Annotated in this window: 12 protein-coding genes; 1 reads left to right on the top strand and 11 read right to left on the bottom strand. The window is 38.1% G+C overall.

Going from position 1 to position 16,209, the window contains the following annotated elements:
* Positions 1-156 precede the first annotated feature (156 nt).
* A complete protein-coding gene (locus ACT5E3_RS10470) occupies positions 157-1,341 on the top strand; it encodes an NAD(P)/FAD-dependent oxidoreductase (RefSeq protein ID WP_444998254.1) in 1,185 nt (394 codons plus the stop codon).
* Positions 1,342-1,626: 285 nt separating this feature from the next.
* Here ACT5E3_RS10470 and accD read toward each other — a convergent pair whose 3' ends face one another.
* From accD to ACT5E3_RS10415, 11 genes are all read right to left on the bottom strand, one after another.
* Positions 1,627-2,517, bottom strand: a complete 891-nt coding sequence (gene accD / locus ACT5E3_RS10465; protein WP_444998253.1) for an acetyl-CoA carboxylase, carboxyltransferase subunit beta — start codon at positions 2,515-2,517, stop codon at positions 1,627-1,629.
* 120 nt (positions 2,518-2,637) lie between these two features.
* Positions 2,638-3,438, bottom strand: a complete 801-nt coding sequence (truA, locus tag ACT5E3_RS10460; RefSeq protein ID WP_444998252.1) for a tRNA pseudouridine(38-40) synthase TruA — start codon at positions 3,436-3,438, stop codon at positions 2,638-2,640.
* 67 nt (positions 3,439-3,505) lie between these two features.
* Positions 3,506-5,965, bottom strand: coding sequence for a FimV/HubP family polar landmark protein (locus ACT5E3_RS10455; protein WP_444998251.1), 2,460 nt, complete (start codon positions 5,963-5,965; stop codon positions 3,506-3,508).
* Between the two features lie 370 nt (positions 5,966-6,335).
* Entirely contained in the window at positions 6,336-8,093 is a 1,758-nt protein-coding gene (locus tag ACT5E3_RS10450; RefSeq protein ID WP_444998250.1) for an acyl-CoA dehydrogenase, read from the bottom strand.
* A gap of 162 nt (positions 8,094-8,255) precedes the next feature.
* Entirely contained in the window at positions 8,256-9,932 is a 1,677-nt protein-coding gene (locus tag ACT5E3_RS10445; protein WP_444998249.1) for an alanine/glycine:cation symporter family protein, read from the bottom strand.
* 100 nt (positions 9,933-10,032) lie between these two features.
* Positions 10,033-10,368 (bottom strand): pentapeptide repeat-containing protein, encoded by a 336-nt coding sequence (locus ACT5E3_RS10440; protein ID WP_444998248.1) that lies wholly within the window; start codon positions 10,366-10,368, stop codon positions 10,033-10,035.
* A 142-nt stretch (positions 10,369-10,510) separates the two neighbouring features.
* Complete coding sequence (locus ACT5E3_RS10435) at positions 10,511-11,647, bottom strand: sodium ion-translocating decarboxylase subunit beta (RefSeq protein ID WP_444998247.1); 1,137 nt, start codon at positions 11,645-11,647, stop codon at positions 10,511-10,513.
* A gap of 21 nt (positions 11,648-11,668) precedes the next feature.
* Positions 11,669-13,462, bottom strand: coding sequence for a sodium-extruding oxaloacetate decarboxylase subunit alpha (oadA, locus tag ACT5E3_RS10430; RefSeq protein WP_444998246.1), 1,794 nt, complete (start codon positions 13,460-13,462; stop codon positions 11,669-11,671).
* Positions 13,463-13,464: 2 nt separating this feature from the next.
* Positions 13,465-13,701 (bottom strand): OadG family protein, encoded by a 237-nt coding sequence (locus tag ACT5E3_RS10425; RefSeq protein WP_444998245.1) that lies wholly within the window; start codon positions 13,699-13,701, stop codon positions 13,465-13,467.
* Between the two features lie 187 nt (positions 13,702-13,888).
* A complete protein-coding gene (locus tag ACT5E3_RS10420; protein WP_444998244.1) occupies positions 13,889-15,139 on the bottom strand; it encodes a Calx-beta domain-containing protein in 1,251 nt (416 codons plus the stop codon).
* 198 nt (positions 15,140-15,337) lie between these two features.
* Positions 15,338-15,943, bottom strand: a complete 606-nt coding sequence (locus ACT5E3_RS10415; protein ID WP_444998243.1) for a peroxiredoxin — start codon at positions 15,941-15,943, stop codon at positions 15,338-15,340.
* Between the last annotated feature and the right edge of the window lie 266 nt (positions 15,944-16,209).

The following is a 16,209-nucleotide window of genomic DNA, read 5'->3' as shown; positions in this document are numbered from 1 at the left end:
TACGAATATCTCTAAAAAACTTTCAACAACGCCTATTTTATAAGCTGATGTAAATTTTCATAGAGAGCCTACTACCAAGTCTAGAACAATTTTCACGAATTGCTTGTATAATCAGCTACAATGAAATTCGCTTTATATCAGCTGTAGATTTATTTAATGTCCGAAAACTTTCAAGTCATAATTATTGGTGCTGGAGCAGCAGGTTTAATGTGTGCAGCGGTAGCTGCTCAACGAGGAAAAAAGGTTATAGTACTCGATCATGCCAACAAAATGGCCAAAAAAGTCCTGATGTCTGGCGGTGGTCGTTGCAATTTCACCAACCACTATATTGACTCAGATAACTTTATTTCTCATAATCCCCACTTCTGTAAATCAGCATTGAGCCGCTATACACAGTGGGATTTCATTAGTCTGGTTGAAAAACACAATATTGAGTATTATGAAAAAAGTCTAGGCCAACTCTTTTGTAAAAAAAGCTCACGAGATATAAGAGATCTCTTACTTAATGAGTGTCAATCTGTAGGGGCCAAAATTCAACTAAAATGCACGGTTGAAGCAATCATAGCGAACGAAGCAGGTGGTTTTAACTTAACAACAACTATTGGTAATTTAGGCTGTCAGTCATTAGTCATCGCAACAGGTGGCTTATCCATTCCAACCATGGGAGCAACAGGTTTTGGCTATGATATAGCCAAACAATTTGGTCATAAAATTTACCCAACACGGGCAGGATTAACCCCCTTAACTTTCAGCCCAAAAATGCAAACCAAATTTGCTTCACTTGCAGGTAACTCTGTTAATGTTGAAGTCTCCTGCAATCAAAGCTGTTTTAGAGAAGCCATGCTATTCACTCATAAAGGATTAAGTGGGCCAGCGATACTGCAAATTTCTAGCTATTGGCAAAAAGGCGACCCAATTCATATCAACTTGATACCTTCACAAGATGTCAAAAAATGGCTCGATATTAATTGTAAAGAACGAGCAGAAATAACTTTAAAAACTCTGCTATCAACTCAATTCAGTCAATCGATTGCAGTCTTTTTAATCTCTGAGCTAAATATTAATTGTAAACTTAAACAGTTATCACACCAGCAAAAAGAACAAATATTTCAACAACTAACTCAGTGGACAGTTTACCCCGATGATGTTGAAGGCTACAAAGTCGCAGAAGTAACGCTAGGAGGAGTCGATACCAATGAAATATCCTCTAAAACTTTCGAGTCACAACGTCAACCAGGTTTGTATTTTATTGGAGAAGTACTTGACGTAACCGGACATTTAGGTGGGTATAACTTTCAGTGGGCCTGGGCCTCGGGTTATGCCGCTGGTAGTTACGTCTGAGTTACTCTTAAGTAAGATTGAGCAATAATTATACTCACTATCCAAGAGAGCGAGTATAATATCTTCTATTTAGCCTCAGCTCTGGATAAGGAAATTCAAAATAATTAATAGAATCATTTTTATTTTTAATGACTTAAAACTCAATTAAATTGAATGGCCGTTTCCACTTGAGCTCAGTGTGGCTATTTTTGTGGATATCAAGGCAAGCTATTGCAAAGGCACTTAACGCTGAAAGCCGCAAAAATAGACGCTCTGATGATTTTTCTTATCAAGAGCTGAAATTATTTAGGCACTAACTTCAGCTGTTTCAGCCACTTCTAATTCTGCTTGCCCCATCATTTTAAACAATAAGCGACTAATTTTCTCTCGCATTTCACGGCGGTCAACAATCATATCAATTGCACCATGATCAAGTAAAAACTCACTTCGTTGAAAGCCTTCAGGCAGTGTTTCGCGAACAGTTTGTTCAATAACCCTAGGACCAGCAAACCCAATCAAAGCGTTAGGCTCACCAATATTTACATCACCTAACATTGCTAAGCTCGCGGAGACTCCTCCCATAGTTGGATCGGTCAGTATAGAAATAAAAGGTAGGCCTTTTTCAGATAACCTGGCTAGCGCAGCACTTGTTTTTGCCATTTGAAATAAAGAAATTAACGCCTCTTGCATACGTGCCCCACCACTTGTAGAAAAGCAAATTAATGGTAGTCCTTCTTTAATACATAAAGTGGCGGCCCTTACAAATTTCTCACCAACAACAGATGCCATTGAGCCAGCCATAAAGTTAAATTCAAAGGAACATGCAACAACTTTCATTCCATTCAACTCACCTTTAAAAGCAACCATTGCATCATTTTCTGCTGATACTTTTTGCGCAGCACTAATGCGATCTTTATATCGCTTGGAATCTTTAAACTTGAGCCGATCAACAGGCATTAAATCAACACCTATTTCCTCAAGTTCACCTGAATCAAGAAAGCTTTCTAATCTGACTCGCGCTCCTATTCGCATATGAAAAGAGCATTTCGGGCAAACTTCTAAACTTCGTTCCAACTCTGCTTTGTATAATACAGAATCACAATTTTGACACTTAGCCCAAACTCCTTCTGGAACAGACTTCCTTCTATCGGCAACCGAGGTTGTTCTTTTGGGCAATATACGTTCAAACCAACTCATAAAGTACTCTTATACTTATTCATTTTTGCGGCTATTCTAACATTCTTTGCTTAAAGGTTAAGCGCTAATTTTATAGCAACTGATCATACCAGTATTTACAGCGATTGTAAGCTAGAAGTTTCATCTACATTCAAGATTCTCAGGTAAAGTGAGTGGCCCAATAGGTAAATCAGGTAATGCATATTTTGATGGGTAACCAACTTTTACTAAATATAGTCCATCAGGTTTTGCAGTTGCTGGAGCTTGGGTTCTATCATGTTTTGCTAATACATCTCCAACATAACTAACAGGTTGACGTTCCATGCCAACCTCAATTAAACACCCTACAATATTTCTAACCATGTGATGTAAGAAAGCATTAGCTTTAATATCAACAATAACAAATTCGTGATAACGATTAACACTTACCGATTCGACACACCTAAATGGTGTTGGAGACTGACATGATGATGCTTGGAATGAAGCAAAATTATTTTCACCGCACAAGGCTTGTGCCCCAATATGCATCATCTCATGATTCAACAAAAACTTATGCACAGTGACTTTCTTATAAAGGGAAGCCCCTCTATAAGGAGTATTTTGAATAACATATCGATAACGTCTTGAAAATGCTGAGTGTCTGGCATGAAAATCATCTGCTACCTGCTTAGCCCAACGTACACAAATATCATCAGGTAGTAATGCATTTGCACCAAGCTCCCAAGCTTTAATAGGTCGATCATTATTCAATGTAAAATTAACGACTTGTCCTGTCGCATGCACACCACTATCAGTTCTGCCAGCACAAAAGACATTCACTTCATGATTGGCGATTTGAGACAATACTTCTTCTAATGTTTGCTGAACTGACGGAGAGTGAGATTGACGCTGCCAGCCGCAATAATTACTGCCAGCATACTCTACACCTAAAGCAATATTCATAATTTACCTAGTCAATAAAAAAGGCGGTATGACCGCCTTTGATAAAACAATTACCTTATAATAATTTTTACTCTGCTCGCTCCAATAATGCTTGAGCTTCGTCTTTCTGTGAATCAGAACCTTCGGAAATGACTTCTGATAAAATTTCTTTAGCACCTTCGGAGTCACCCATATCGATGTAGGCTCTAGCTAAATCTAATTTAGTAGCGATTTCATCACCTGCGTCACCTTCAGTAACACTATCACTTTCAAACTCAGAATCATCATCTAAGCCAAAATCATCATCTTCTTCAAAATCTAACGAAATATCATCAGAATCATCAATGCTGATTGTTTCTTCTTCATCATCAAGTTCAAAATCGTCTAATGATTCACTAGCGTCTTCATCATCAAGGGTAAAATCGTCATCATCGAGCGTATCGAGCGTTTGAGTAACAGCTTCTGATGCCGCTGGAGCACCTTCATCTTCTAGCCCCATGTCCATATCTATATCAAACTCATCATCCGCAAGACCATCTGCATCTAAGTCATATTCAGCTTCATCGTCATTTATTTCAGATTCGGAACCTAAATCAACACTACTGGAAGTATCTTCATCATCAAGACTAAACTCATCTTCATTGAAGATGTCTTCAGTTGAAGGCAAATCAAAACCTTCCTCTCCGTCTTCTGCTGACCAAGCCTGTTCTCTTAAGCTGGTAATTTGCTCAGACCATTCTTGCGCATCAACAGCCTGTGATACTTCTTGCGCCAATGATTCAAATTTTTCTTTATCATCATTCTCTGCATAACATTCCATTAGTTTAACTTTTAAGTCAGAACGGATTGGATTGTCATCAATAGCTTCTAGCAACAAACTTTCTGCTTGCTCATATTTACCATAAGCAATATAAATGTCAGCCTCGCCAAGCGGGTCAAAATTTTCTTCATCCGATTCTGTTGTTTCTTCTGGCTCTCCATCCATGTCCAGTTCAACCAACATATCATCTCCAACATCAGGCAACTCAAAAGACTCAGTTGCATCAACAGTTCCAGCACCTGTACTGGCCACCAGATCATCATGGAATTCTTCTTCTTCCATACGCTTGCGCATACGCCAGAATACACCAAGAACAATCAATGCAACAAAAGCAACACCACCCCAAATTAAACCACTTGATTCCAGAACTTCATCTAAGAAGCTTTTCTTTGGTGCAAACAATGGCTTTTTTGTGAGTGCAGGTGTGCTGGTGCTGGTTGATGCCTCAGCCGTTTTTTGAACAACTTCGTTCTCATTAGAGTTAATAGGTGTTTCTGCTTTATCAGTGCTATCAACTAACTCACTCGTATCCGCTACATTTGAAGAATCACTGTTTTGATTATCGTTAGACTCATTAGAAGTTAAACCTTCTGTAGTTGATAAAGTTTCTTCAACAACATTACTATTTGTGTCATCTTTGTTAGCTTGAGAATTACTTAACGCTGCTAGCTCTGTGTCAGATATATTAACTGCTGATTCACTTTGAATTGATTCAATCTTCTTAAGTGCATCAGCTAGACGCGCTCTTAATTCATCATTTTCTGTCTGTAAGGTAGCGCTTGTTTCTTGTGAATTTACTAACTGACTTTGAATCTCTTCTAATCGAGCTTTAATACTGCCTGAATTTTTATCTGAAGAGCCATCACTTTTAGGTGTAGCTAAAGTCAAACGACCTTCTGAATCCATTGTTTTTGAAGTTGAAGAATCTTGCGTATTACCAACAATTCTTCTGGCACCACCTGACTGCCATTGATTATTCTGCATAACAACATCTTGTAATGCGGCTCGATGCGGCACTTGGCTAACCGATGCAGCATCTGGAATTTTTAATACTTTTCCACGTAGTAAATTATTAATATTTCCATTACCGAAAGCATCAGGATTTGCACGATAGATTGCCACTAAAGTCTGATGAATAGAAGATTGTTGACTAGGACGAACCTTACTCGCGATACTCCAAAGAGTATCGTTTGCCGTCACTGGGCCGTATGTATTCCCTCCAGTGTAAACTTCGTCTTGTGACTGACTAACCGATGATGTGTAAGTTTTAGTCGGCTTTTTTTTTGATGCAGTTGCTTGAGATTTTTGAATTGTTGATGACGCTGATTCATCAAATACTGGCGGATCAAGTAAGAAAGTATACTCTCTAATAATACGACCATTTGGCCAGTTTAGTTCAACTAAAAAATTAAGAAATGGCTCTTTAATTGGTTCTCTAGTAGTCATATCGATAATAACTGAACCATTAGGATTTTTCTTAGTGGTAAACACAATATCGGTAAGTGCAAAAAGCCTCTCAACGCCTACTTTTTCAAACTCAGCCATACTAGCTAGTGATGCATGAATTTCATGATCACCTAAATCACTAGCCGATAAAAGTTTAATTTCTGCTTTTAGAGGCTGATTAAGACCAGACTTTAATTTATATTCTCCTAACCCAACTGCTAAACTAGCACCTGAATAAAAGCTTGCTGCAGAAATTAATAAGAGGATAAATTTGCGAAACATACGCTGATTCCCTTGTAATTGAACCATTAAATTCTATTTTTTGCCAACTTAACTTGCTGTACTCTTCTCCTAAAATAGAAGCAGATTTTAATAATAACTTCCAATGTTTTATAACTATTCCATGAAGTTACAGCGATAAGTTAAGATCTTTCTTTATAATATTGCGATAACTATAGCTTATAATTAGCTTTTTACCAATAGCTAACCACCCACAAATTAAAAATTAAGTGACACTAATTTGCCCGCAACATGGATATATTCTTCATTCTAGCCAAAAGTACCATTACTTTTTGAGATAAGTTCTACAAAGTTAAAATTTAGCCGTTCTTAAAAGCCTTTTACTAAACGGCTAAAATCATATAAGTTAGGCTTAAATCAAAGAATTATCAGCACTCATTACTTCTTTATATCCTTGTTTAACTTTATTACATAACTGGTTGATATTTGTCAATATTTGTTGGTTAAAATAGACTGCGGCTAATTTTTTTCTAGCAACAAATTCTGGCGATAGATCACTTTCTAATGAATTTAGCATTTTTAACCACATCCAACCATAAACTAAATACCCGGTTGCATGTAAATAATCAACCGCACCGCCTTGTAATTCATAAGATCTTTCTGCAAAATTTTCGATCAACCACAAGCTTGTCGACTCATGTATTTCAAGAGAAGCTATCATCTGTTGTTGTAATAAACTAGCTTCGTCTATCAAAGTCGGTTTGGCTATCTCTTCCTTTATTAATTCATATAACAAATTAATAATACCTTGCTTATCTAAACAAACTTTTCTAACAAGTAAATCTTGCGCCTGAATACCATTGGTTCCTTCATAAATCTGAGCGATCTTTGCATCTCGAACTAACTGCTCTAGCCCCCACTCACGAATATAACCGTGTCCGCCTAAAACTTGCAGTCCGTGGTTACATGCATCAAAACCTTTATCTGTAAAAAAAGCCTTAGCAACAGGTGTTAACAAGCTCATTAAATTTGCAGCATTTTCTCTAGTCGTCTCATCAGAATGATGATATTGAAGATCAATTTGATTGCCCATAAAAACAGCCAACGCTCTTGCAGACTCAGTATAACAACGTTGTTCTAGTAGCATTCGGCGAACATCGGCATGCTCAATAATTGAAGCTAAGTTGGCTGATTCACTTTTACCCTGTTTTCTTTCAAGTGCATAGCTTCTAGAAAGTTGGTAAGACATTTCAGATAAACCTATTCCTTGTATACCAATAGACAACCTTTCCAAATTCATCATAGTAAACATGGCATTTAAGCCACGATTCTCACTGCCGATCAGGTAACCTTCAGCATTATCAAAATTCATCACACAAGTAGCCGATGCTTTAATGCCCATTTTGTGCTCAATGCTGCCACAACTTACACCATTTGCTTCGCCAAGAGAGCCATCTTGTTTAACCTTAAGTTTAGGCACTAAAAATAAGCTAATTCCTTTTGGCCCGGCTGGAGCATCTGGTAACTTAGCTAACACTAGATGGATGATATTTTCACTTAGATCATGCTCACCACCGGTTATGAAAATTTTGGTACCATTAATTGAATAAGTATCATTTTCGTTTTTAGCCGCTTTTGTTTTTATAATACCTAAATCAGAACCAGCATGAGGCTCAGTTAGCCCCATAGTTCCGGCCCAACGCCCTTCTAGCATAGGCGGCAAATAAGTCGCTTTTATTGTATCTGTCGCATGAGCTCGAATAGCATGATATGCACCATTGGTTAAAGATGGATACAAACAAAACGAGGTATTGGCAGAAAAAGTCATCTCTTCAATTAAAACGTGAAGTGTTTTAGGCAAACCTTGTCCGCCATATTCAGGGTCGCCAGAAGTACCTTGCCAGCCACCTTCACAGTACTCCTTATAAGCTTGCTTAAAGCCATTAGGGGTGGTAACAAAACCATTATTAAATGTACAACCAACTTCATCCCCATTCCGATTGATAGGGAAAAGAACATTTTCTGAAAACTTAGCAGCTTCTTCTAAAACAGCACTATAGAGTTCTAAGTCAAAATCAGAAAAACTGTCTATTTGACCTAGAGTTTGCTCAACGTTAAATACGTGCTTCAATAGAAAGCCCATTTCTTCAATTGGTGCTTGATAACTCATAACTTATATGGTTCCTTCTCTTCTTTATTGTTTTATACAAGATACAAAATAAACCTATTCAAAACTCTAAAATAAACCCCACATATAGCGGGGTTTAGTATCGACCTTGAATGCTAAAGCTAGCATAAGTTATCAGTTTAACACATTTTTCAAACGCTTGTTTTAATCTGCCCTGTTCTTATTAAAATGTGTCCAATAATCTGCGACGGTTTGTTTCATATCTTTGTGTAACAACAAGATGCCGATTAAGTTAGGTATCGTCATTAACGCAACTGTGACATAGGCCAAATTCCAGATTACGGTTGCATCGGTAAAAGACGCAACGAAAAATGCAGCTACATAGACTACTCGATAAGGTAACACAGCTTTAGGACCAAACAGATACGTCATGGCCCGATCACCATAATATGACCAAGCTATTGCGGTGGTAAAAGCAAACAGTAATAAACCTAAAGTAACAATATACTCACCTGCTTCCCCCATAAAACCGTGTTTGAAAGCCTCAGTTGTTAACCTCACAGAGTGAATCAGTGATTTACCAGCGACAGAAACACCATCAGCATCGACTATTTTACCTTTTTCAATTTGCAACTCGCCAGAGAATGGCTTCTCACCTTGCGAATAGACAACCTCTTCAGCAATAGAACGTGCGCTGATCAAGGTGTAACCATTACCTATCGCTCTACCATCTTTGATTTCAATAGTGCCTGAATATAGTTCTACACCGCCATTTTCATCAGACTTTTTGTCCAAATAACTAAATAAGCTTGAAACATTCTTTTGGTTAGTATCCGAATACTCACCAGCCACATATTCCATATCTGCTCGGTCAAAAGTATTTTGATGTTTTTCACTCCATACACCACTACTTAAAATGACTAAACCGGTAACTGTACAGATAACAATCGTGTCGATGAAAGGTTCGAGTAAAGACACCATCCCTTCAGACGCAGGTTCTTTACCCTTTGCACTTGCATGAGCGATAGGCGCCGACCCCTGACCAGCTTCGTTAGAAAATAACCCCCTATTTACTCCTCTATCTAGTGCATACGCCATGCTTGCACCTAAAAAGCCACCAACAGCTGCTGAACCAGAAAACAAATCAGAGAAAATAGCGGCAAAAGACGGTCCAATATTTTCAAAATTTGCGAAAATAACAGCAAGTGCACCGATAAAATAAATTAAAGCCATAGTTGGTACGACTTTTTCTGCAACATTAGCAATTCTTTTAATCCCGCCTATAATTACCATTGCTAGTATGATCGCTAGTATCGCCCCAGTGACCCACTTTTCAATACCAAATGATTCATTTAAGCCAACCGCAATATTATTGATTTGCGGCATATTGCCAGATCCAATAGAACTCACCACGGTTGCTACAGCAACTAGTACCGCCATCCATTTCATGTTGAGCTTTTTTTCCATGTAGTACATGGGACCACCAGCCATAGTACCATCAGCAGTTTTTTCACGATATTTATGAGATAGCGTTACCTCAACAAACTTTGTTGTCATACCGAAAAAAGCCGTCGCCCACATCCAAAACAAAGCAGCAGGACCACCTAGGTAGATCGCTAACGCCACACCACCAATATTTCCAGTTCCAACTGTGCCTGAAAGTGCCGTTGTTAAGGCTTGAAAGTGGCTAGTATCGCCAGGTGCATCTGATTTGGAATATTTACCACGTAAAATACGGGTAGCATGTGCAAAATAGCGAATTTGAGGAAAGCCTAGGTATAAGGTAAAGATAATCCCTGTACCAAGTAACAATATTGGGAAATAAGTGGCGGATCCTAAAAAGCCATCGATCCACAACAGAAAAGTATTAATAGCGTCCAAACTAGTGCCCCTTAAAGTAATATATTATTTGTGATTATTCGGGGCATTATAAACTAATCACTCAGAAATTACTCATCCGGCTTGTTAAATCCAGAAATGTTTACCTCACTCGCATTCGAGTACCTTTTTCAACAGATAGAAGGATTTCGTTGGCCGAGATATTTGAAGGAAACAATGAGCCGGATATTTGGGCAGAAGCAACACTGGCACCGGATAAATTTGCTTGGCTAAAATCAATACCTCTTAAATCTGCCGCTCGAAAGTAACAGCCAGAAAAATCAATTCCATGAGCGTCTAACCCTCTTAAATCAAGGCCTCTAAAGTCACAGTCATGGAAGTCGATTACTGTATCAGTACCTCTTTGTTGGTTAAAAGCTTTAACTTTCTCTTCTCGCAATAATTGATAAAGCGGATCTTCAGGAAACCGTAACGGCATAATAGACTCTCACAAATTAATAAACCTAATTTGAGTATAGTCACCAATTAATTGATGGTCCAATCAACTCATAACCATTGGTTATAAGGCAAATAAACTTTTTGATTTAGGTCAAAAAATAAATAGATTAGACTTATTTCACCTAGTTTCCAACTAATGCCAACAAAACGCCTGCCGCCACCGCGGAACCAATAACTCCAGCAACATTAGGTCCCATCGCATGCATTAATAAGAAATTATGTGGATTTGACTCTAAACCCACCTTATTAACGACTCTCGCAGCCATTGGAACGGCAGAAACTCCCGCGGCTCCAATAAGAGGATTAATTTTTTCACTGCTAAGACGTGACATCAGTTTAGCCATTAAAATTCCACTCGCTGTTCCTATAGAAAAAGCAACTGCACCTAAAAGTAGAATCCCAATCGTTTCCCAATTTAAAAACTGCTCTGCAGACAATTTCGAACCTACGCCTAAGCCTAAAAATATTGTAGTAATATTAATTAATGAATTTTGGGTTGTCTCAGACAAACGATTAACCACGCCACTTTCTTTCATTAAGTTACCGAAACAAAACATACCAATTAAAGGGGCTGCAGATGGCAATAACAATATACATAGCGCTAAAACAACGAGAGGGAAAATTATTTTCTCTCTCTGAGATACATGGCGCAGTTGAGTCATTTTAATTGAACGCTCCTGCTCAGTCGTTAACAACCTCATAATAGGAGGCTGAATAATGGGTACTAGTGCCATATATGAATAGGCAGCAACTGCAATGGCTCCTAAAAGATCGGGGGCTAGTTTGCCAGCAAGAAATATCGCTGTTGGACCATCTGCCCCACCAATAATTGCTATTGCTGATGCATCTTGAATTGTCCAATTAATACCAGGAACACTATTTAGAGCTAAAGCGCCAATTAAAGTCGCAAAAATACCGAACTGAGCTGCAGCACCTAAGAATAGAGTTTTTGGATTAGCGATTAAAGCCCCAAAGTCGGTCATAGCACCTACTCCCATAAATATGATTAAGGGAAAAACACCTGTATCAATACCAATTTTGTAGATATAGTAAAGTATTCCCCCAGCCTCAGAAATACCAGCAACAGGTATATTGCTCAAAATAGCGCCGAACCCAATAGGCAATAGTAATAGTGGCTCAAACTCTTTAGCTATTGCTAAAAATAGTAACAATACTCCAACTAAAATCATTGCTATTTCAGGAAAACTAAAGTTAGCAATCCCAGTGCTTTGCCAAAGCTGAATTAACCCTTCTGACATTTTATATTACTTCCTAATAAATTATCCAAGACCAACAAGCTGATCACCCAGGCTAACCGCATCACCCTCTTTGACCAAAATATTAGAGACTTTACCGGCTTGAATTGCGCGCACTTCCGTTTCCATTTTCATAGCCTCTAATATAATCACTACATCACCTTCAGATACATTGTCACCAGGGGAAACCAGTATTTTAAATATATTTCCAGCTAATGGCGCATCAACTGTCGATTGAGCGCTTGCGCTAGTTATAGGAAGAGTACTTTGAATGGTTGTTTGTGGTTGAATATCGGCAATAACACCGCTAGGAGCAACAGTTACCTGGAAATTTTTACCATTCACAGCAACATTATAATTTTCGGGAACTAAGCTAGAAGACGGTGGTTCAGCTAAAGTACTATTTACCACTTGCACCTGCTCTTCTTCTGCTTGAGGCGTAGGTTCAAAAGCGTCAGGGTTTCCTCTATTCTTTAAAAACTTTGTACCTATTTGAGGAAACAATGCATAAGTTAATACATCATCAATCTCATTATCAGCTAGTTTTATTGATTCTTTTTGTGCTATTTCTGTAAGCTCTTGCTGTAGCTTATTCATTTCAGCGGCTAATAAATCTGCAGGTCTGCAAGTAATTGACTCAGCGCCTTCTAAAACACGCGCTTGTAATTCTGCATTAACTGGCGCAGCTGTTGCCCCATATTCTCCCTTTAAAACTCCTGCAGTTTCTTTACTGATACTTTTATAACGCTCTCCAGTTAATACATTTAAAACGGCCTGAGTCCCAACAATTTGAGAAGTTGGTGTTACCAAGGGAATGTAACCTAAATCTTTTCTTACTCGCGGAATTTCTCTCAATACCTCATCAAGCTTTTCTCCTGCCCCTTGTTCTTTTAATTGACTTTCCATATTAGTCAACATTCCTCCCGGCACTTGAGCAACAAGGATCCTAGAGTCGACACCTTTTAAACTACCTTCCCACTTTGCGTATTTTTTTCTTACTTCTCTAAAATATGCCGATATTTCTTCCAACGCTTCAAGATTAAGTCCTGTGTCTCTTTGATGTTCTTGAAATATCGATACAACTGATTCAGTTGCCGAATGTCCATAGGTCATACTCATTGAAGAAATACTGGTATCAACGGTATCAATGCCCGATTCAACAGCCTTGGTAATTGTTGCAGTACTTAGCCCCGTTGTAGCATGTGCATGTAATGCAATAGGCACTTGAATACTTTCTTTTAAACGACTAACAAGCTCTTCTGCAACATAGGGTTTTAATAAACCAGCCATATCTTTAATGCAAATAGAGTGCGAGCCCATATCTTCTAATTGCTTAGCCATATCCAACCACATATCAATCGTATGCACAGGACTGACAGTGTAAGACATAGTCCCTTGAGCATGCTTACCCACTTTAACCGTAGCTTTAATAGCTGTTTCTAAATTGCGCATATCATTCATGGCATCAAATATTCTAAAAACATCCATGCCATTTACTGCGGCACGCTCAACAAAAGCTTCTACTACGTCGTCAGCGTAATGACGATAACCTAATATATTCTGAGCTCGAAATAACATTTGCTGCTTGGTATTAGGCATAGCTGCCTTTAGTCGACGAAGCCTTTCCCAAGGATCCTCTCCCAAAAAACGAATACATGAATCAAAAGTTGCTCCTCCCCAGGTTTCAATTGACCAATAGCCAATTTGATCAAGCTTTTCGGCAATAGGAAGCATATCTTCAATACGCATACGAGTAGCAAAAAGAGATTGATGACCATCACGCAACACCAATTCGGTTATGCCGAGTTTATTCGTCATTATTATTCCTCAGAGTTTATTATCTTTTGTCGATAAGCATAGACCGCAGCAGAAACCGCAGCAATTTCATCTTCATCGTACTTACATTGCTTATTGCTGGTTTGCTTAATCACTTCTTCTTTGGCAAAACGTTGAAGTAACCCAGTAAAAAAAACAAGGATAGATAAAAATATAAAGACGGTTCCCATGCCGGTGAGCATTAATAAAAAACCATCAGAAATTATGTTTGATTCGTTCATGGGCGCAAGTTTAGTGTGTTCTAAAGTAAAATCAAATAACTCTAATTAATATAAACAGTCAATAAGCCAAATAGTAGTATAGCTTTTAATTAAAAAGAGCAGATACCGACTTATTAAATAAGCCGGCATTTCTAATATACATAACGTTTAAACTTGAGATAGATAAAAACTTAATAAGAACTAAAAATTATCGTTTTTTACCACGAAAAACAAAAAACAGGATGCCTATCATTGGAATTAAATAGAATATTGCTCCCGCCGCTTCATAAGTTGCTTCTGTTGTTGGAACAATTGGTGTTTCAGGCTCTGGATCGACCACCACCACATCTGGTGCATCATTATCATTAATAGTAACCGTCACATTATTTGGACTGCCAAGCACCGCTCCACCAGCAGGATTAGATAACGATAAAGTAAGCCTTTCACTTTCTTCTTCGGTTTGATCATCTAATATAGCCAATGAAACGACTTGTGATCTAATACCTTCATCAAATACGAGTGTCTGATTAATACTTGTATAATCCATATTAGAAACAGCAGTCACATCAGTCGACCTCAACTCAACACTTACGCTTCCGGCCGCACCAAATGATCTTAATACAGTTATATCAATCGTGCCTGCATCTTCTACTACACTGTAGTTAACAGCACTAAATAAAAATGTTCCAGGCTCATTCGACATTTCGTTATCTTGTATTGTTACTTTAGTTTGAGCTTGACTACCCAACACAGCCCCACCAGCAACATTGCTAAGAGTCGCAGAAAAAACTTCTGCACCTTCAAATACATCATCATCAGCTAAAAGAATAGTTATTGTCTGACTTGTTTCTCCGTCAGCAAATACAAGCGTTCCACTATCAGCAACATAGTCATCAGGTGAAGTAGCTGTATCTGTACCAATGGTTGAAACAACATAATCGACACTCACCTGTCCCTGTGTTCCCAAAAGCCGATTGACCGTTAAGGTTAGGTTAGTATCTGTTTCTTGCACTGTCACAGCAGCAGTCTGCATTTCAATTAAACCAAACTGAGCAGCCGGTCCAATCGACACAATCCAATCAAATATTACTGCTTGGTCAGCCTGACTAATCATATTTCCATTAGGGGGCATCACACCACCACAGCCAGGATTTTGCATTGATATTTTTCGATACAATGCTGAATTTTGCGGTTCACCAGCCAGAACCCTTTTCATATTGGCATTACAGTTAGCATTAACATCAACTAACTGCATTTCAGAAACGTCTGCATTAACCAGTGAGAGACCACCACTTGGATTCGTCGCCCCGTGACAATTTAAACAACCATTATTAACAAATACTGCTTGCACTTCATCTGGTACTGCTGCATTAATATTAAAAACAGCAGCAATAAGCAATAACAAAGATACTGCCAGCTTAGATAGGCTTGATAAAGGTAATACGGAAGGATAATTCATGCACATGCCCCGATCGATATTCAGACCATTTGATCAAAATTTTAAATATCGCTAATTATTACTATTTTAGATAATAAAACTAACATAAATATACCATTAATGTGAGATCTGCGGCACTTTTTGTGAACTGAGCAACAAATAAAACCGACACAAAAAAGCCGGAACAAGTCCGGCCTTAAGACAATAACCAAGTAAAAATTAAAGGTTATCAGCTTCTTCTGCTAGATACTTAGCAACACCTTCTGGCGATGCTTGCATACCTTTATCACCTTCTTTCCAACCAGCCGGACAAACTTCACCATGCTGTTGGTGGAATTGAAGTGCATCAACCATTCTTAACATTTCATCAATATTACGGCCTAATGGTAGGTCATTAACAACCTGGTGACGAACTAAGCCATCTTCATCAATTAAAAAAGATCCTCTAAAAGCAACACCAGCTTCAGGATGCTCAACATCATAAGCTTGACAAATTTGATGTTTAACATCAGCAACTAGAGTGTAACCAACAGCTCCAATACCGCCATCTTTGATTGCCGTATTTCTCCACGCATTATGAGAAAAATGAGAATCTATAGATACGCCAATAACTTCAACACCTCTGTCAGAGAAATCTTTCAATCGATGATCAAATGCAATCAGCTCAGAAGGACAAACAAATGTGAAATCAAGAGGGTAAAAGAAAACAACAGCTTTTTTACCTTTAGTTGCTTCTTTAAAATTAAAATCATTAACAATTTCACCGCTACCTAATACCGCAGCCGCTGTAAAATCAGGTGCTTCACGTCCGACTAAAACTCCCATAACAATCTCCTAATTAATAATATAAAAATAATAACAGTTTAAAAATTATACTAACCTTAAATTAAGAAAAGGTTAGTATCTGAGAAAATCTAACAATACTCTGTTTTCTAGCCTGAGCCAAATTGACGGTTTCAATAACTTACATTGTATTTTGCTATTAAGATGCATTATACGATAGAAAAAAATAAAACCTGCTCACATATTACCAAGTGCATTTTATGATCATTAATAATCAACTCTAAATATGACCAAAGTATTATAGCTCA

The sequence above is a fragment of the Aliikangiella litoralis genome (assembly GCF_052495765.1).
The sequence above is the reverse complement of the archived record's forward strand: the minus strand, read 5'-3'. Positions and strand labels throughout refer to the sequence as shown.

Excerpts from the sequence above, each read along its gene's own strand:
- ACT5E3_RS10440 (WP_444998248.1), bottom strand. The coding sequence starts at position 10,368 with ATGCCGTTACGGTTTCCTGAAGATCCGCTTTATCAATTATTGCGAGAA.
- truA (WP_444998252.1), bottom strand. The coding sequence starts at position 3,438 with ATGAATATTGCTTTAGGTGTAGAGTATGCTGGCAGTAATTATTGCGGC.
- ACT5E3_RS10470 (WP_444998254.1), top strand. The coding sequence starts at position 157 with ATGTCCGAAAACTTTCAAGTCATAATTATTGGTGCTGGAGCAGCAGGT.
- ACT5E3_RS10420 (WP_444998244.1), bottom strand. The coding sequence starts at position 15,139 with ATGAATTATCCTTCCGTATTACCTTTATCAAGCCTATCTAAGCTGGCA.
- ACT5E3_RS10415 (WP_444998243.1), bottom strand. The coding sequence starts at position 15,943 with ATGGGAGTTTTAGTCGGACGTGAAGCACCTGATTTTACAGCGGCTGCG.
- ACT5E3_RS10450 (WP_444998250.1), bottom strand. The coding sequence starts at position 8,093 with ATGAGTTATCAAGCACCAATTGAAGAAATGGGCTTTCTATTGAAGCAC.
- oadA (WP_444998246.1), bottom strand. The coding sequence starts at position 13,462 with ATGACGAATAAACTCGGCATAACCGAATTGGTGTTGCGTGATGGTCAT.
- accD (WP_444998253.1), bottom strand. The coding sequence starts at position 2,517 with ATGAGTTGGTTTGAACGTATATTGCCCAAAAGAACAACCTCGGTTGCC.
- ACT5E3_RS10455 (WP_444998251.1), bottom strand. The coding sequence starts at position 5,965 with ATGTTTCGCAAATTTATCCTCTTATTAATTTCTGCAGCAAGCTTTTAT.
- ACT5E3_RS10425 (WP_444998245.1), bottom strand. The coding sequence starts at position 13,701 with ATGAACGAATCAAACATAATTTCTGATGGTTTTTTATTAATGCTCACC.
- ACT5E3_RS10435 (WP_444998247.1), bottom strand. The coding sequence starts at position 11,647 with ATGTCAGAAGGGTTAATTCAGCTTTGGCAAAGCACTGGGATTGCTAAC.